A 16,254-nucleotide genomic window follows, 5' to 3' on the forward strand; every position below is an offset into this window, starting at 1 on the left:
TGCCCGCTTTACTTTTGCCCAAAAAGACGTCTATAAACCAATGTGTTTTGATTTCAAATCAAAAATGAAAATCACTCTGGACGAACTTCAGGCTTTTGTTACCGTGGTGGATAGCGGTTCCATCACGGCGGCGGCGCATCAGCTCGATCTGACCATCTCGGCCACGAGCCGCACGCTGGGACGGCTCGAAGACAAACTCAAGACCACGCTGTTGCGCCGCACGACGCGGCGGCTCGAACTGAGCGAGGAAGGGCGGGCGTTTCTGGCCGACGCGCGGGCGATCATCGCTTCGGTGGAAGGCGCGGAAGAGCAGATGGCCGCGCGCCGCGAGCGGCCTTCAGGACGCCTGCGTGTGGACGCGGCCACGCCGTTCATGTTGCATGTGATCGTGCCGCTCGTGCAGGGCTATCGCGAACGCTACCCGCAGGTCGAACTGGAGCTCAACAGCAACGAAGGGATCATCGATCTGCTGGAACGGCGCACTGACGTAGCGATCCGCATCGGGCAGTTGAAGGACTCGACGCTGCACAGCAAGCCGGTGGGCCTCAGCCGTGTGCGTATTCTCGCTACGCCTGCCTATCTCAAGGCGCATGGCCGTCCGCGCCGCGTGCAGGAACTGGGCAAACATACGCTGCTGGCTTTTACCGAGCCCGATTCGCTCAATGTCTGGCCCATCGCGGGCACGGATAACGAACCGTACCGGATCACACCCGCGATCCGCTCATCGAGCGGCGAGACCTTGCGGCAGCTTGCGCTGGCCGGGACCGGGATCGTGTGCCTGTCCGACTTCATGACCGCGCGCGATCGCCGCGACGGCACGCTCGTGCAGCTTTTTGCGGGGCAAACGCAGGATGTCCGGCAACCGATCAATGCGGTCTATTACCGCAATACGGCGATTTCCGCACGCATTGCTTCTTTTGTCGATTTTTTGATCGAGGCCGTGCGCGGCACCGAATTCGAACGTTAGCAAGCGGTCAATCGTATTCGTCGCAACAACGTTCGGCGCGTGAATACCGATTGATTCCATCGCGACGAAATGAATCATTTTCCTCAAGCCGGTGCTAGCATGCGATGACACGCGGTTGGCCCGCTTGCGCATGACAGAATGATCGTATGAATCTGGCCTGACAATTCAACATTGAAGGGAAGACAGACGATGCACCAAGTCAGTATCGACCATGCCTGGCAATATACGCTCACGCTGCTGGGTGGCGGCTCCGTTCTTCGTGGTGGCGTGCATGACAGGATGTGCCACGCCGCGAACGGCCTTTCCACAACGACTCACGCCGATAGCATGGACGCCGCACCCGCGCGGCGCGCTCATCTGGCTTTCGTCGAGGTTTGCAAGGACAAGCTCATTTCGGTGTCGTGGAGCGATCCCACGAGCGGACATTACACGGAGCAGCTATGGCGACTGTGCATCGCGCGAAAACGCGGCCAGTGCGCCCTCACCGGCGGGGATATCCAGCGCGGCGACAAGATCTATCGCCCCTTCGTGCGCGGCACGACGCCCATCAACGCTGACTGGGCCGTGCTCGCATCGGCACTGGAAATAGAATCTGACGAATAGAAAACCCGGCCTCTCAGTGATAACCGTGATCGCCTTCGCGAACTTTGCCGCGAAACACGCGATATTGCATGGCGTTGTAGATCAGAATAATCGGCAAGACGATCACGGTGCCGACGAGCGCGAAGAGCTGGCTCGAATGACTTGATGACGCTTCCCAGATCGTGAGCGACGGCGGAATGATATACGGCCAGATGCTGATGACGAGACCCGTATAACCCAGAAAGCAGATTGCGAGCGAGAGCAGGAAGGGCATCGCTTCATGGTTCAGGTTGAGCGATCGATAGATACCCCACACGCACAGCACCACGAGAATCGGCACCGGCAGGAAGTAGCCGAGGTCGCCGCTGAGAAACCAGCGCTGCCGCACGGCGGGCAGACCCAGCACGGTCCACAGACTCACGATCGCGATCGCCAGCAGCAGAATGGCGACGAGCGGACGCATCACGAAACGCATCTTGCGCTGCAGTTCGCCGTCGGTTTTGAGGATCAGCCAGCCGCAGCCGAGCGTCGCATAAGTGAGCAGCACGCCAAAGCCGCAAAACACGCTGAACGGAGAGAACCAGTCGAACGGATCGCCCGCGAATTTATCGTCGACGATCTTGATGCCTTGCAGAAGCGAGCCGAGCGTAATGCCCTGGCACATTGCCGCCAGCGCCGAGCCGCCGATAAAAGCGAGATCCCACGCATGCTGCGTGCGTGTGGCCTTGGCGCGCAATTCGAACGCGGCGCCGCGAAAGATCAGGCCTATCACCATGAGTATCAGCGGCATGTAATTGGCGGGCAGCAGCGTGGAATACACCACGGGAAACGCGCCGTACAGGCCCGCGCCGCCCAGCACGAGGAATGTCTCGTTGCCGTCCCACACCGGCGCGACTGTATTGAGCATGACTTCGCGCTCGCCTTTGCCCTCGAAGAAGGGAAACAGCAGACCAATGCCCAGATCGAAGCCGTCGAGCATCACGTAAATAAACACGCCCAGACCGATGATGGCGGCCCAGATAACCGGAAGGTCGATTTGCATGGCCTTATTCCCCCACCACGGCGTCGAGCGCGCGATTGTGCAGTCCAGGATGCTTGAGCGACTCGATGCTTTCCACGCCAGTCGCCGGCCCTTTCTTCATCATTTTGAGCATGTAATAGACGCCGGTTCCGAATACGAGGAAATAGACGATCACGAAGATCAGCAACGACACGCCCGCCTGCTGCGCGCCGATGGGCGACACCGAATCGATCGTGCGCATCACGCCATAGACGGTCCACGGTTGGCGGCCTACTTCAGTGGTGATCCAGCCCGCCAGCAGCGCAACGATGCCGGACGGCCCCATGCAGAACACGAGCCGCTGGAACCAGCGAGTTTCATAGAGCCGCCCGCCACGCCGCAGGATCAGGCCCAGCACGGCCGTGAGCAGCATCAGCATGCCGAGTCCCGCCATGAGCCGGAAGGTCCAGAACACGATGGGCGAGAACGGCCGGTCCTGCGGCGCGAATTCCTTGAGGCCGCGAATTTCGCCGTCCCAGCTATGCGTGAGGATCAGGCTGCCCAGATGCGGGATCTGGATCGCGTAGCGCGTGACTTCGGCGTTCATGTCGGGCAGGCCGACGAGGTTGAGCGCCGTGCCGCCGTGTTCGGTTTCCCAGAGTCCTTCGATCGCCGCAATCTTCGCGGGCTGATATTCGCGCGTATTCAGGCCATGCGCGTCGCCCACCAGAATCTGGATGGGCGCGAGCACGAGCAGCATCCACAGCGCCATCGAAAAGCTGCGCTTGACCGGCACGTCGCGCCGTCCCTTGAGCAGATGGTAAGCACCGCAGGCCGCCACGATAAACGCCGCGACGATAAAGGCCGCGATGGTCATATGCACGAGGCGGTACGGGAACGACGGATTGAAAATGATCTTCCACCAGTCCACCGGCACGATGCGGCCGTTCTGTATCGCATAGCCTTGCGGCGTCTGCATGAAACTGTTGGACGAAAGAATCCAGAAGGTGGAGATCAGCGTGCCGATCGCGACCATCAGCGTTGCGAAGAAGTGCGACTTCGGACTCACGCGGTTCCAGCCGAACAGCATGACGCCGAGAAAACCGGCCTCCAGGAAGAATGCGGTCAGCACCTCGTAGGTAAGCAGCGGCCCGGTAATATTGCCCGCCACGGTGGAAAAGCCGCTCCAGTTGGTGCCGAATTCGTAAGCCATCACGACGCCGGACACCACGCCCATGCCAAACCCGACCGCGAATATCTTTGACCAGAAGCGGTACATATCCTTGTAGGCCGGGTCGCCGGTGAGAAGCAAGCGCCATTCCAGCACGGCGAGAAAACTCGCCATGCCGATGCTGATGGCGGGAAACGTGATATGAAAGGAGACGGTAAACGCAAACTGCAGCCGGGCCAGATGAAATGCGTCGAAGATATTCATGATTCTTGTGAACTCCTTGTGACGACTTTCTGCGTTTTCGCCCGCATTCACACTGCCAGCGGCAATCCGGCAATCCGGCGAAAGCGCACTACGGCTGCTGGTTTGACGCGCGCACGACGTGTACGGGAACAGACTTGTACGACGGCGTGCCGCTTTCCTTGTCGATATAGTCGAGCGGCACCAGCACGTTGGCTTCCGGGTAATAAGCCGCGACGGAGCCTCTAGCAATGCTATACACAATTGCGGTGATGTTCTTCATTTTGAGCACACGGCCGGCCATGACCGTTTCGATATCGACAAGATCGCCGTGTTCGATGCCATGTGCGGCCATATCGTCGGCGTTCATGAAGAGCACGTCGCGCCGCCCGAACACGCCGCGGTAGCGGTCGTCCATCGCATAGATCGTGGTGTTGTACTGGTCGTGGCTGCGGATCGTGATGAGGCGCAGCACGTTTTCGGCGCCCAGCACGTCGGCGTCTTCCTTCACGCCGTCATAGACCGAGAATTCGGCTTTGCCCGATGGCGTATGCCACTGGCGTTCGGTCGGCGGCAGGGGCAGGCGGAAGCCGCCCGGCACGCGGATACGCCGGTTGAAGTCCTCGAAGCCCGGCACCGTGCGCTCGATCAATTCGCGGATCTTGTCGTAGTCGGACACCAGATCCATCCAGTCCACTTTGGAGTGCGGCATGGCAGCACGCGCCATGCCAGCGACAATCGCCGGCTCCGAGCGCAACTGCTCTGACGCGGGCTTGAGCTTGCCCGCGGACGCATGCACCATCGACATCGAATCCTCCACTGTGACCGATTGCCGTCCGCTGCTCTGCATATCGAGCTCGGTGCGGCCAAGACACGGAAAGAGATACGTTTCCCGGGCCACTAGCAGATGCGTGCGATTGAGTTTTGTGCCGATATGCACGGCGAGGTCGAGCGTCGCCATCGCCGCAAACGCCTGCTGCGGGTCGGGCAACGCCACCGCGAAATTGCCGCCCAGACACAGCAGCGCCTTCGAGCTGCCGTCAATCATCGCCTGCATGGCCTGCACCGCGTCGTGGCCGTGACCGGACGGCGGCGTGAATCCGCAGGCGTCCTCGATCAGCTTGAGGAAGGCCGCCGAAGGTTTTTCGGTGATGCCGACGGTGCGGTTGCCCTGCACGTTGGAGTGGCCGCGCAACGGGCAGATGCCCGCGCCCGGCTTGCCGATATTGCCGCGCATCAAGAGCAGGTCGGCGATCAGGCGCACGTTGGCCGTGCCCTTGTTGTGCTGCGTGACGCCCATGCCGTAGGTGACGATGGTCGCGCTGGATTTGGCGTAGGCGAGCGCCACATGTTCGAGGTCGGCGCGCTCCAGCCCGCTGGCCTTTTCGATGTCTTCCCACGATGTGGCTTCCAGATCGGCGGCGCACGCGTCGAAACCACGCGTATGCGCGGCGATGAACGCCTTGTCGAGCACGCCGCCTTGTTCCGCTTCCATCTGCAGGAGCGCTTTCATGACGCCTTTGAGCGCGGCGGCGTCGCCGCCGGCATCGACCTGAAAATAGGTCGAGGCAATCCGCGTCGATGCGAAGGTCGCCATTTCCATCATGCTTTGAGGGTCGGCAAAACGTTCGAGCGCGCGTTCGCGCAGCGGGTTGAAGACGATGATTGGCACGTTACGGCGCGCTGCCTCGTGCAGCGTGCCCATCATGCGCGGGTGATTGGTGCCCGGGTTGTGGCCGATGGAAATGATGAGTTCCGTCGTGTCGAAGTCTTCGAGCGATACCGTGCCTTTGCCGATGCCGATCGATTGCGGCAGGCCGACGCTGGTTGGCTCGTGGCACATGTTCGAGCAATCGGGAAAATTGTTGGTGCCAAACTCTCGCGCGAACAGTTGATAGAGGAACGCAGCTTCATTCGACGCGCGCCCGGAGGTGTAGAACTCGACCTGATCGGGCGTGAGCGTGCGCAGGATCTCGCCGATGCGCGCGAACGCGTCTTCCCAGGCGACGGGGCGCAGGGTGTCGGTGGCGCGGTCGTAGACCATCGGGTGCGTGAGCCGGCCCATGTCTTCGAGTTCGTAGTCGGTCTTTTGCAGCAATGAGGTGACGGTGTTGGCCGCGAAGAACTCCGGCGTGACGCGTTTCGTGGTGGCTTCCCACGTGACGGCTTTCGCGCCGTTTTCACAGAACTGGAAGGTGGAGCGATGCTCCTTGTCCGGCCACGCGCAGCCGGGACAGTCGAAGCCGTCGGGCTGATTGGTCCGCATCAGGGTGATGGGCGCCTCGATGCTTTCCATCTGATCGTGAATCGCCTGGGCGATGGCTTTGAGCGCGCCCCATCCGCCTGCGGGACCGGTATAAGGATGAACGCCTGGCACATCACGTAGTTTCGTCATGAGAAACTCCTGAGGGTTTTCCGCGCGCGCGGCGGGGTGTCGGCTAAGGGTGTCTGATTGTCGTCGAGTCGCGATTAATCGCCGCACCGAAAGTGGGCAAGTGAATGAAGCGGCGCCCGGTTGATGCCTGGGTTTTAGTTTAGGGAGCTAAACCGGGGAAACAAGAAATAACTGAAATATCTCTAATGGCGGGTATTCTTGTGCGCATATCGATATGTTTTTAAAAATACATCGTTAATGCGAAACAATTCATTTTCTATTTTTCAAAAATGAATTGCTTGTCAATCATCAGCGGAATAGCGGTGTTCATGAAGCGCGGCCTTTCATAACGGCTGCCAGCCTGCGTCCCGATCGATGCCTTCAGGCACGAGTTCTCTGAAGCCAGTCTTTAAATGTTTTCTGACGGATTGCGGGAAGGCAGGCAAGACAGAAAAGGAAAGGGCTGCGATTCATGGTGGAACAGGGGGAGCACGGTTGTTTTACTGGCATTTTCTGCCGCAACATCATATATTCCCCCGAACCGTGAGATCAGGATGCCGCGGGGAAGGTAATCACAGCCTGAGCGATAACGAGTAGTGCGACACACCGTAGCACCACATTCAATTGAGGATAAAGGATGGTCACTAAATCTGCTAACAACCTCGCACAGATGCGCGAACAGCTTGCCGCACTTCAACAGCAGATTGAAGCTGCCGAAAGCGAAGGGCGCGCGAAGGCAATCGAACAGATTCACGCGATCATGGAAGAATACGGCCTCACGCCTGACGATCTCGTTCGAAAGCGCACGCGCGGTCCTAACAAGAAGTCGGCGCATCCGGTTGAGCCGAAATACCAGGACCCCAAGACCGGCGCGACCTGGAGTGGCCGCGGCCGCGAGCCGGTCTGGATCAAGGGCAAGAATCGTGAGCGATTCCTGATCGCGAAGTAACAAAAAATGCCGCCTTTGAAGGCGGCATTTTTTCATCAAGCGATGGCCATCGGGCAGGCGCAATTAATACACCGCTGCCATACCCTCCGGACGATGTTTAAAGCGGCGATGCACCCAATAATACTGGGCGGGAATTTTCAGTATCTGGGTCTCAAGAAAGGCATTCATGCAACGCGCGTCATCCATGTCGCTGTCCGTTGGAAAATTGCTGAGCGGCGCAAACACGTTCAACTTGTATCCCTGAAAATCCGGAAGAACTTCCGTGACGAACGGCACGACGCGCGCGCCGCCTACTTTCGCGAGTCGCGAAACCGAGGTCAGCGTGCATGCAGGCACGCCGAAGAACGGGACAAAAACTGAGTTGTCGATGCCGTGATCCATGTCTGCAGCCAGCATGACGGACTTGCCCTCGTGGAGAAGCCGCACGATTTTTCTGGCGCTGGTCGAACGTTCAATCATCTCTGCGCCGAAACGGCCGCGCTGGCGTTTGGCCAGCTCGCAAAGCCGCTTGTTCGACATGTGCGTGTACAAGGAAGCGGCCGGCATCTTCAGTGAGTAAAGCATGCATCCGACTTCGACACCCACGAAGTGAAAGCCCATAAAAATCGTAGGTGGAGCGTTTTTGTCCTCAAGATCGATCGCGCTTTCGATCTGGACCAGATCGCGGATCTTCTGCGCGCTGCCAAACCACTGAACGCCGCGTTCAAGGTAGCTGCGCACGACATGCCGGAAGTGCTCCTTCGCGAGTGAATCGCATTCACGTTCCGTTTTTTCGGGAAAACAAAGATGCAGATTGACAAGAACGATATGTTTGCGGCGACCGGGAATCGCGTAAAGGGCCGCACCGAGCGCGCTGCCAAACCTCGCGACGATTGAATACGGAAGGAGCGCGAGCGTGCGAAGTAACGCAACGACGAGCAGATGACCAAGTTGTCCCAAGAGCGGCTCCTGTGTGGAAGGCAGTCATCCTACCTGACGCATCCCCTCAGTGACCGAAAACATTTAGTCAGGAAAACTACCAAGCCTGACAGGGCGACGAAATTAATGCATGGATGTCCCGACTATCCAACATAGTTCATGACTACAAGCAAGGAATAAAGTGAAAAAAGCGCTTCCCGGATGACTTCGGGAAGCGCAGCGGCCCTCGTTGTTATGCGATTGTTCGATGTTATTTTTTGTAATCGATTAGCGTCTTCAGGTCCGTCACGCTATAGGCCATCGACCCGCGATAACCCGCACCCACGCGTAGCGGCTGAAGATCGGCGATCTCTTCGCCATGCGCAGGCGGAAATGTCAGTTGGCCCGCGCCACTCCACACGTCGGCAATTTGCGGGTTATCCATTACTGAGAGCACCAGTTCGTTGACTGCGGGCTTATCGTGCTCGCCCGCCGCGAGGCGCGGGAAATAACGCAGATTGACAACTGGACGGCCCGCGATGCCAAGCTTCGATACATCTTCAACGGCCTTCTCCAGCTTGACTTCGGCGCGCGCGAGACGCTGTCCCGCCGACGATGCCGTTGCGGCGAAGCGCGTGCCCGCCGCGATGGGCGCGGCCGCCGGGCTTTGCGCCGCGAACGTGCGCGTCTGATGGACCTGGCCATAGCGCTTAGGGAAGCCCTGAATCAGCCCGCGCATCATGGCCGAATCGTTGTCCACGAAGATATACGGGCAGAAGGAGACCGGCTTGCCGTCGTGCAGCGCGTCCACGAGAATAAAAAACTCGCGGTATTGATAGCGCGCCGGATCGAGCATTTCATCGTTGTTCGACGTGAATTGCCAGTCGATAAAAAGAGCGCTTGCATGGCCGGGCGAGGCGGGATCGAGTGTCAGGCCCTTGGGGAGCACGGCTTCCACGGCGGCAGGATCGGCCCAGAATTCGACGAGGACGAAGTCGCCCGAGTAGTGCCACGGCGGCGGCGGTGCGATGCTCGACAGGCCACGGGGAGAAAGCGGAACGGTATAGGGCGTATTCATAAGGATTCCATATTTATATCAAAGGAACGGCGCGATGGCGCCGCGAGGTGACAGGTCAGATGACGGCTTCGATCAGCATTGGGCCGCGCCGCTGCATTGCGCTGGCAAACGCGGCGTCGAAGGCCGCCGCCGATTCAACGCGCACCGCCTCGACGCCCATGCCTTGTGCAAGCGCGACCCAGTCGAGCGTCGGATTACCCAGATCGAACATGGAGCCGGCGCGCGCGCCGTCGGTGCGGGCGTGCACGCGCTTGAGTTCGTTGGCGAGAATGCGGTAGCCGCGGTTCGCGTAGATCACCGTCACGACGTCGATGTTTTCGCGCGCCTGGGTCCAGAGCGACTGGACCGTGTACATGGCGCTGCCATCGCCCTGAAGATTGACGACCTTGCGATCGGGGCAGGCGATGCCCGCGCCGATCGATACCGGCATCAGACAGCCGATTGCGCCGCCCGTGAGCGTCAGCATGTCGTGCGGCGCGGCGGTTTCGGTCATGGCCGAATAGCCCATCGCCAGCGAGGCTTCTTCGGTGATGATGGCGTGTTCGGGCAGATGGCGCGCGACGCTGCGCATGATCGATTCGCCGTTGAGGGCGCCGTCCGGCGCTGCGCCGAATGATGTGCGCGCGTTGGTCGCCGCAACGACCTGGCCGGCGCCCAGCGCGTCCACGAGCGAAGCGAGCGCCGTCGCTCCGTCCTCATGCGGATGCGCCAGCACGGCGATGCGGCAGCCTTGCGGCGTGAGCCAACTGGGCTTGTCCGGGTAGCCGAAGAAGCTGACCGGCGGCTGCGCGCCGACCAGCACGAGCAGTTCCGTGCCCGCGAGGAACTCGACCACCTGTTCGGCGAAATACGGCAGGCGCTCGACGCGCACCCGGCCCGCGCCACGCTCGATGCGCGGCGCGAAGGTATCGCACAGCAGTCGCGCGCCGGTTTTCGCGGCGATGCGGCCGGCGGCTTGCAGGCCCTCGCCCTGTAACGCGTTGCCGCGCAGCAGGAAAGCCGTGCGTACGCCGCTTTGCGTGAGCCTGGCGATGCGCTCGATGGCGGCCGCGTCCACCTGCGCTTGCGTCGGCACGGGCAGCGGCGCGGCGGCGCCGTCCGCGCTCGACCAGGCCGTGTCGGCCGGCAGGATCAGCGTGGCGATCTGGCCCGCGCCACTGCGGGCGGCCTGCACCGCGCGTGCGGCGTCGGCGCCCACTGTCAGCGCACTTTTCGAGGCATGAATCCAGTGCGACACGGGACGGGCGAAGCCGGGAATATCGGAGGTGAGCGGCGCGTCATACAGCGAGTGACCCGACGCATGATCGCCGACGATGTTGACGACCGGGCTCGATGCGCGGCGCGCATTGTGCAGATTCGCCAGACCATTGGCGAGACCGGGGCCCAGATGCAGCAAGGTGCAGGCGGGCTTGCCCGCCATCCGGCCATAGCCGTCGGCTGCGCCCGTCACGACGCCCTCGAACAGGCCTAGCACCGGCCGCATGCCCGGCACCTCGTCCAGCGCCGCCACGAAATGCATCTCGGACGTGCCAGGATTGCCGAAGCAGACTTCCACACCACTTGCCACCAGCGAACGCAACAGACTTTCAGCGCCGTTCATTTCGGATCACTCCTTGTCAGGACGTCGACAATCGACGTATGAGGCGATCCTAACTATGTCGGTACTATGCAAAAATACAGCCTGATCTGAAAAATTGTTACGTCATGCGCAAGAATCTCGAATACGGCTTGCTGCACGCCATGAACGCATTTGTGCGCGTGGTGGACGCGGGCAGCTTTACCGGCGCCGCAGAGCACATGGCGCTGACGACGGCACAGGTCTCGCGGCTTGTGTCCGAACTGGAAAACCGCCTGCAAACCAAGCTGTTGCAGCGCACGACGCGCCGCCTCGCGCTCACGAGCGCGGGCGAGCGCTATGCCAACCAGTGCCGCACGATTCTCGAACTGGTCTCGGAAGCGGAAAGCGAGGCGAGCGGCGCGCGCATCCAGCCCTCCGGGCGCTTGCGCGTGCTGTGCATGTCGAGTTTCGGGGATCGCTACGTGGTGCCGCTCGTCACCCGGTACTGCGCGCTGTATCCGACGGTGATGGTCGAATACGGCGCGTCGCAATACGTCCCGGACCTGCTTGCCGAAGGCGTGGACGTTAGCGTGTATCTGACGCGGCGTCTGCCCGATTCGAGCCTCGTCGCGCAACGTCTGGGCGCGGTATATGGGGTGCTGTGCGCCGCCCCCGCGTATCTCGCGCGGCATGGCGCGCCGAAGAGCGTGGCGGCATTGGCCGATCACGCGTGCCTGCGTCTCATCAATCCATCGACCACGGCGCATTGGGAATTGACCGATGGGCGCACGACACATGCGTTCGAGCCAGCGGGGCCGCTGATCGGCGACCATCCCGAGGCCGTTTTGCAGGCGGCGCGCAGCGGTCTGGGGATTGCGATGCTGCCGGGTTTTGCCGCGCTGGACGCGCTTGAGCGCGGCGAACTGGTGCATGTGCTGCCGCGCTGGCGCTCGCCGGATGTGGACGTCTATGTGCTGATGCCGTCGAGAAAATTTCTCGAAGCCAAGACACGCGCGTGGGTTGAGTTGTTGAAGGCGGAATTGCCGCCCGTACTCGAACGCGACGCCGCGCGAATTGAAGCCAATGCCAGACAGATTGAGGACGTCAAGGCCGTCAAGCCCGCGAAACCCAGGCGGCGCGCGGCGCGCTCGTAAACTGTAATTGTCCAGTTAAGGCAGTGCGATACGATATGCATCCCGAAACGGGGTGCGAAGCGCGGCGGTAAGTATTTTCAAAACGCTTTCAATCGACACGCGCTGTCCATCCCATCACTGACCTGTTTCCTTCTCGCTGCCAAGACCGGGCCTGTTCATGCCTAGTGCCGTCGCTCTATTGGGAACCCTGATCGTTTCCTGTCTGATCAGTGTGGCCGTGCTGGGCTCGCTCGCCCGCACCGGCTTGCCGGGCGTGATCCGTTGGTGCCTGGGCTATGCGCTGCTGGCTGCCGCCTCGTGCTGGATACTGATTGCTGGCGCGCAGGGCCGCGCCATCACCATCGTGGGCGTCTCGTTCGCGACGCTAAGCGCCGTGTTGCTGCTCGTGCAGGGCACGCGCGGCTTCTTCGGCATGCAACCCGTGCGGCGCGACGAATGCGTCGCGCTGCTCGTGGTCTGCGCCGCGCTGGCGTACTTCACCTGTGTCTCGCCCAATATCGGCGCGCGCGGCGTGCTTATCTCGCTGGGACTGATTTACGGCAGGATCGTGGTGGGCGCGCTGGCGCTGCGTCACGCATCGGGCGAGCGCACGCGCTACGCCTGCCGGCTGATCGCCGTGTCGGCGTGGCTCGGTGCACTGGTGTACTTCGCGCGGATCGCCGCAATCGCCTCCGGCAAGATGCCGACGCTTTCGTTCATTCAGCCGTCGCCGTGGAATGTCGTGCTCATGGGACTGGCGATTGTCACCTTGCCCTGCATGTCGACGGGCATGGTCATGCTGGCGCACGAGCGCATCCTGCAGCGCATGGAAAAGCTCGCCACCGTCGATGAACTGACCGGCGCGCTGACACGGCGCGCATTCATGGAACGCGCCAACGCATTGCTCGATGCGGTGCGTGCGCGGGGCGGCTCTTTTTCGATCGCGATTCTCGATATCGACAAATTCAAGGCCGTCAACGACAGCTTTGGCCACGCGGTCGGCGACCGGCTGCTGGCCCAGGTGTCGTCGGCGGTGAGCGCGCAGTTGCGGGCGGGTGATCTGTTCGGGCGGCTGGGTGGCGAGGAGTTTGCCGTGCTGTTCGCACAGGCGGACAAGCACGATGCGCTAAGGATGACGAACGAATTGCGTGCGGCGGTGGAGCGCTCGTCGGCTCACGGCGTGAGCTGCACGCTGAGCGCTGGCGTCGATGCAATCGGCGCGCACGATACGCTGGAGAGCGCCATCGTGCGCGCCGACGCCGCGCTTTATGTCGCGAAGGCGTCGGGGCGCAACTGCGTCACCCTCGCGCCTCAAACCGACGTGGCCGACGCCGCATGCGCCGCCGAACCCCGTCGTGCCGAGCCTGCCTGAGGCCCGGGCGCGCAGAACTCAGACCAGTTCGCGCAGCGCGGCGGGTTCGAAACCGCGCAGGCTGTTCGCATCGCCCTGGCGCACCTTCGCGGCCCAGTGCGGATCGGAGATCAGCGCGCGGCCCACGGCGATCAGATCGAACTCGTTACGCTCCATGCGTTCGAGCAGGCGGTCGAGGCCGACGCTGGTCGAACTCTCGCCGCCGAACGCCGCCATGAAGTCGCCCGACAGACCGACCGAGCCCACGCTGATGGTCGCCGCGCCGGTGAGCTTCTTCGCCCAGCCGGCGAAGTTCAGACCCGACTCGCCGTCGATTTCCGGGAATTCCGGTTCCCAGAAGCGGCGCTGCGAACAGTGCAGCACGTTGGCGCCAGCCTCGACGAGCGGCTCCAGCCATTGCGCCATTTCCTGCGGCGTATGCGCGAGACGCGCCTTGTAGTCCTGTTGCTTCCACTGGCTCACGCGGATCACGATCGGGAAATCCGGGCCGACCGCCGCGCGCACGGCGGCGACGATTTCCGCCGCAAAACGCGCGCGCTCGCCGATGCTCGGGCCGCCGTAGCGATCGTCGCGCTGGTTGCTGCCGGACCAGAAGAACTGGTCGATCAGATAACCGTGCGCGCCGTGCAGCTCGATCGTGTCGAAGCCGAGCCGCTTGGCGTCGGCGGCGGCCTGGGCGAAGGCCGCGATCGTATCAGCGATATCGGCATCGGCCATCGCGACGCCGCGCTCCACGCCCGGGGCGTCGAGACCCGACGGGCTTTCAACCGGCGCATCCGGCGTCCAGTCGCTCATGAAACTCTTGACCGCGCCCGTGTGCCAGAGCTGCGGGCCCATCTTGCCGCCCGCCGCATGGACCTCGTCGATCACGTGTTGCCAGCCCGACAGCGCCTGGTCGCCGTGGAAGAACGGAATGCCGGGATCGTTGCGCGAGGCGGGGCGGTTCACCACCGTGCCTTCGGAGAGGATCAGGCCCACGCCGCCTTCCGCGCGACGGCGGTAGTAGGCGGCGTTGTGCGCGCCGGGGATGCCCTCGGGCGCGAACGAGCGCGTCATCGGCGCCATGACGATGCGGTTCGGCAGGGTCAGCGAGCCGACGGTGAAGGGCTGAAACAGGATATCGGACGAAAACGACGGCATGGAACAGAGACTCCGTGTCGAATGAAGCAGGTTTTATCGGTTGAGATCGCTGGAAATCCCATGGAATTCAGCGGCACCCCGAATGGTATATTCTGGATACCAGACGTCAATAACGCACTTTGTTTCGCCCAGGTATCTTTGAGGAAACCATGCCCGACTGCCGAGAGCATTTTTCTGTGAATTGTCCGAGTCGCCTGCTGTTCGACCAGATCGCCGACAAATGGTCGATGATGATCCTGACCGTGCTCGATGGCGGCCCGCTGCGCTTTAACGCGATCAAACGCCATCTGGAAGGCGTCACGCAAAAAGCGCTCACGCAATGTCTGCGGCGGCTGGAGCGCAACGGTCTGGTTTCGCGGCGTGTCATTCCGGTTTCACCGGTGGCGGTCGAGTATGAAATCACGCCGCTTGGCCGCTCCTTGCAGGCGCCATTCAAGGCGCTGTACGGCTGGACGCTGCGCAACATGGATGCCGTGGAAGCCGCGCGCGCGGCGTTCGACGCGCGCATGGAAAGCGTCGCTTAAAAACCGGGTCATGCCGCGCGCGGTAAAACAGGATTGACAAGTGTCGCCCTTATAATTAACGTTCGTTTACTGAACGATCGTTCTATAAAGGAGACAGCATGGCGACAGACAACTCGCGGCCGAAGGTCGCGCTCGTGATTGGCGCAGGCGATGCCACAGGGGGCGCGATTGCCGCCCGGTTCGCGCGCGAAGGCTATATCGCCTGTGTGGTCCGGCGCTCGGCCGAGAAACTGGAACCGCTTGTCAACCGCATCCGCGAGCAGGGCGGCGAGGCGTATGGCTACGGCAGCGACGCGCGCAAGGAAGAGGATGTCGTCGCGCTGATCGAACGCGTGGAAGCCGAGCATGGCCCAATCGAGGTCATGGTGTTCAACATCGGCGCCAATGTGCCGTGCAGCATCCTGGAAGAGACGGCGCGCAAGTACTTCAAGATCTGGGAAATGGCTTGCCTGAGCGCATTTCTCAACGGTCGCGAAGTGGCCAAACGCATGGTGGAACGCGGCCGCGGGACGATCCTGTTCACGGGCGCCACGGCGAGCCTGCGGGGAGCGGCGAATTTCGCAGCATTTTCCGGTGCGAAACATGCGCTTCGCGCGCTCGCACAGAGCATGGCTAGAGAGTTAGGACCCCGCAATATTCACGTCGCCCATGTGATCGTCGATGGCGCGATCGATACGGAATTCATCCGCACGACCTTTCCGGAGCGCTACGCGCTGAAGGAACAGGATGGCATCCTCAATCCCGAACACATCGCCGAAAACTACTGGTATCTGCACCAGCAGCCGCGCGACGCCTGGACCTTCGAACTGGATCTGCGCCCCTATATGGAGCGCTGGTAATGCACCGGGGCGTTATTTGAGCTTGTCGAGCTCGAGCGCCTCAGCCAGAAAGCGCCGGCTCGAAGCGAGGATATCCCGGCGCGTGCGATCGCTTTCCACCGCGCGGGCCAGCACAAGGGCGCCGACACACTGGGCGATGATGGCCCAGGCGGTTTCCGGTTCGTCGATCTGCGAGCCCCAGCTTTTCTGGATGCGCTTGAGTGATTTTTCGACTTCGGCGCGCGCCTCGGGCGTGGCGCGAGCGATCTCGGCACCCAGCGTCGGCAGCGCACAACCGGTTTCAGGATGAAGCGCGTGAGCGGTGCTCAGGTAACTGCGCAGGCGCTTCGCAAGATCGCCGTTGGGCGCGTTCTCGTCACTGGCGAGCAGGTCGGCGCTATTGGAGGCTTCCTCGCTCACCAGCGCGTCGAAAAGCGCCTGTTTGGAGGGG

The 16,254-nt window shown here is 61.8% G+C and carries 15 protein-coding genes; 7 read left to right on the forward strand and 8 right to left on the reverse strand.

Annotated elements, in window-relative coordinates; all coding sequences use genetic code 11:
• Positions 1 to 64: 64 nt before the first annotated feature.
• Both VG320_RS07500 and VG320_RS07505 read left to right on the forward strand, forming a co-directional pair.
• Positions 65 to 967, forward strand: a complete 903-nt coding sequence (locus tag VG320_RS07500) for a LysR family transcriptional regulator (RefSeq protein ID WP_327199496.1) — start codon at positions 65 to 67, stop codon at positions 965 to 967.
• A gap of 189 nt (positions 968 to 1,156) precedes the next feature.
• Positions 1,157 to 1,570, forward strand: coding sequence for a DUF3331 domain-containing protein (locus tag VG320_RS07505; protein WP_327199497.1), 414 nt, complete (start codon positions 1,157 to 1,159; stop codon positions 1,568 to 1,570).
• Positions 1,571 to 1,583: 13 nt separating this feature from the next.
• Here VG320_RS07505 and cydB read toward each other — a convergent pair whose 3' ends face one another.
• The 3 genes from cydB to VG320_RS07520 form a co-directional block, all read right to left on the reverse strand.
• Positions 1,584 to 2,591 (reverse strand): cytochrome d ubiquinol oxidase subunit II, encoded by a 1,008-nt coding sequence (gene cydB, locus VG320_RS07510; protein ID WP_327199498.1) that lies wholly within the window; start codon positions 2,589 to 2,591, stop codon positions 1,584 to 1,586.
• A 4-nt stretch (positions 2,592 to 2,595) separates the two neighbouring features.
• Positions 2,596 to 3,984 (reverse strand): cytochrome ubiquinol oxidase subunit I, encoded by a 1,389-nt coding sequence (locus VG320_RS07515; RefSeq protein WP_327199499.1) that lies wholly within the window; start codon positions 3,982 to 3,984, stop codon positions 2,596 to 2,598.
• An 88-nt stretch (positions 3,985 to 4,072) separates the two neighbouring features.
• Complete coding sequence (locus VG320_RS07520; protein WP_327199500.1) at positions 4,073 to 6,355, reverse strand: FdhF/YdeP family oxidoreductase; 2,283 nt, start codon at positions 6,353 to 6,355, stop codon at positions 4,073 to 4,075.
• A 616-nt stretch (positions 6,356 to 6,971) separates the two neighbouring features.
• On the opposite strand from VG320_RS07520, the gene VG320_RS07525 reads away from it, so the two are divergent.
• Positions 6,972 to 7,283: an H-NS histone family protein gene (locus VG320_RS07525; RefSeq protein ID WP_327199501.1), complete on the forward strand. Its 312-nt coding sequence runs from the start codon at positions 6,972 to 6,974 to the stop codon at positions 7,281 to 7,283.
• A gap of 63 nt (positions 7,284 to 7,346) precedes the next feature.
• On the opposite strand, the gene VG320_RS07530 is transcribed toward VG320_RS07525, so the two are convergent.
• From VG320_RS07530 to VG320_RS07540, 3 genes are all read right to left on the reverse strand, one after another.
• Positions 7,347 to 8,222 carry a lipid A biosynthesis lauroyl acyltransferase gene (locus tag VG320_RS07530; RefSeq protein ID WP_327199502.1) on the reverse strand — a complete coding sequence of 292 codons (876 nt, stop codon included), beginning with the start codon at positions 8,220 to 8,222 and terminating at the stop codon, positions 7,347 to 7,349.
• Between the two features lie 229 nt (positions 8,223 to 8,451).
• Complete coding sequence (locus VG320_RS07535) at positions 8,452 to 9,258, reverse strand: acetoacetate decarboxylase family protein (protein ID WP_327199503.1); 807 nt, start codon at positions 9,256 to 9,258, stop codon at positions 8,452 to 8,454.
• Positions 9,259 to 9,313: 55 nt separating this feature from the next.
• Positions 9,314 to 10,858, reverse strand: coding sequence for an acetolactate synthase large subunit (locus tag VG320_RS07540; protein ID WP_327199504.1), 1,545 nt, complete (start codon positions 10,856 to 10,858; stop codon positions 9,314 to 9,316).
• A 104-nt stretch (positions 10,859 to 10,962) separates the two neighbouring features.
• On the opposite strand from VG320_RS07540, the gene VG320_RS07545 reads away from it, so the two are divergent.
• Both VG320_RS07545 and VG320_RS07550 read left to right on the forward strand, forming a co-directional pair.
• A complete protein-coding gene (locus VG320_RS07545; RefSeq protein WP_327199505.1) occupies positions 10,963 to 11,970 on the forward strand; it encodes a LysR family transcriptional regulator in 1,008 nt (335 codons plus the stop codon).
• A 157-nt stretch (positions 11,971 to 12,127) separates the two neighbouring features.
• A complete protein-coding gene (locus VG320_RS07550) occupies positions 12,128 to 13,321 on the forward strand; it encodes a GGDEF domain-containing protein (protein ID WP_327199506.1) in 1,194 nt (397 codons plus the stop codon).
• A gap of 18 nt (positions 13,322 to 13,339) precedes the next feature.
• Here the strand turns inward: VG320_RS07550 and VG320_RS07555 are convergent, their stop codons facing one another.
• Positions 13,340 to 14,461 carry an NADH:flavin oxidoreductase gene (locus VG320_RS07555; protein WP_327199507.1) on the reverse strand — a complete coding sequence of 374 codons (1,122 nt, stop codon included), beginning with the start codon at positions 14,459 to 14,461 and terminating at the stop codon, positions 13,340 to 13,342.
• Between the two features lie 176 nt (positions 14,462 to 14,637).
• Between VG320_RS07555 and VG320_RS07560 the strand changes: the two genes are divergently transcribed.
• The gene (locus tag VG320_RS07560; RefSeq protein ID WP_327199508.1) at positions 14,638 to 14,985 is read left to right on the forward strand and encodes a helix-turn-helix domain-containing protein; all 348 of its coding nucleotides are present in this window, start codon (positions 14,638 to 14,640) and stop codon (positions 14,983 to 14,985) included.
• 98 nt (positions 14,986 to 15,083) lie between these two features.
• A complete protein-coding gene (locus VG320_RS07565; RefSeq protein ID WP_327199509.1) occupies positions 15,084 to 15,824 on the forward strand; it encodes an SDR family oxidoreductase in 741 nt (246 codons plus the stop codon).
• A gap of 12 nt (positions 15,825 to 15,836) precedes the next feature.
• Here VG320_RS07565 and VG320_RS07570 read toward each other — a convergent pair.
• The coding region (locus tag VG320_RS07570) for a TetR/AcrR family transcriptional regulator (RefSeq protein ID WP_327199510.1) at positions 15,837 to 16,254 on the reverse strand (418 nt) is incomplete at its 5' end.

This window comes from Paraburkholderia sp. (assembly GCF_035948235.1).
Lineage (GTDB): Bacteria > Pseudomonadota > Gammaproteobacteria > Burkholderiales > Burkholderiaceae > Paraburkholderia.

Excerpts from the sequence above, each read along its gene's own strand:
- VG320_RS07500 (WP_327199496.1), top strand. The coding sequence starts at position 65 with ATGAAAATCACTCTGGACGAACTTCAGGCTTTTGTTACCGTGGTGGAT.
- VG320_RS07505 (WP_327199497.1), top strand. The coding sequence starts at position 1,157 with ATGCACCAAGTCAGTATCGACCATGCCTGGCAATATACGCTCACGCTG.
- cydB (WP_327199498.1), bottom strand. The coding sequence starts at position 2,591 with ATGCAAATCGACCTTCCGGTTATCTGGGCCGCCATCATCGGTCTGGGC.
- VG320_RS07515 (WP_327199499.1), bottom strand. The coding sequence starts at position 3,984 with ATGAATATCTTCGACGCATTTCATCTGGCCCGGCTGCAGTTTGCGTTT.
- VG320_RS07520 (WP_327199500.1), bottom strand. The coding sequence starts at position 6,355 with ATGACGAAACTACGTGATGTGCCAGGCGTTCATCCTTATACCGGTCCC.
- VG320_RS07525 (WP_327199501.1), top strand. The coding sequence starts at position 6,972 with ATGGTCACTAAATCTGCTAACAACCTCGCACAGATGCGCGAACAGCTT.
- VG320_RS07535 (WP_327199503.1), bottom strand. The coding sequence starts at position 9,258 with ATGAATACGCCCTATACCGTTCCGCTTTCTCCCCGTGGCCTGTCGAGC.
- VG320_RS07540 (WP_327199504.1), bottom strand. The coding sequence starts at position 10,858 with ATGAACGGCGCTGAAAGTCTGTTGCGTTCGCTGGTGGCAAGTGGTGTG.
- VG320_RS07545 (WP_327199505.1), top strand. The coding sequence starts at position 10,963 with ATGCGCAAGAATCTCGAATACGGCTTGCTGCACGCCATGAACGCATTT.
- VG320_RS07550 (WP_327199506.1), top strand. The coding sequence starts at position 12,128 with ATGCCTAGTGCCGTCGCTCTATTGGGAACCCTGATCGTTTCCTGTCTG.
- VG320_RS07555 (WP_327199507.1), bottom strand. The coding sequence starts at position 14,461 with ATGCCGTCGTTTTCGTCCGATATCCTGTTTCAGCCCTTCACCGTCGGC.
- VG320_RS07565 (WP_327199509.1), top strand. The coding sequence starts at position 15,084 with ATGGCGACAGACAACTCGCGGCCGAAGGTCGCGCTCGTGATTGGCGCA.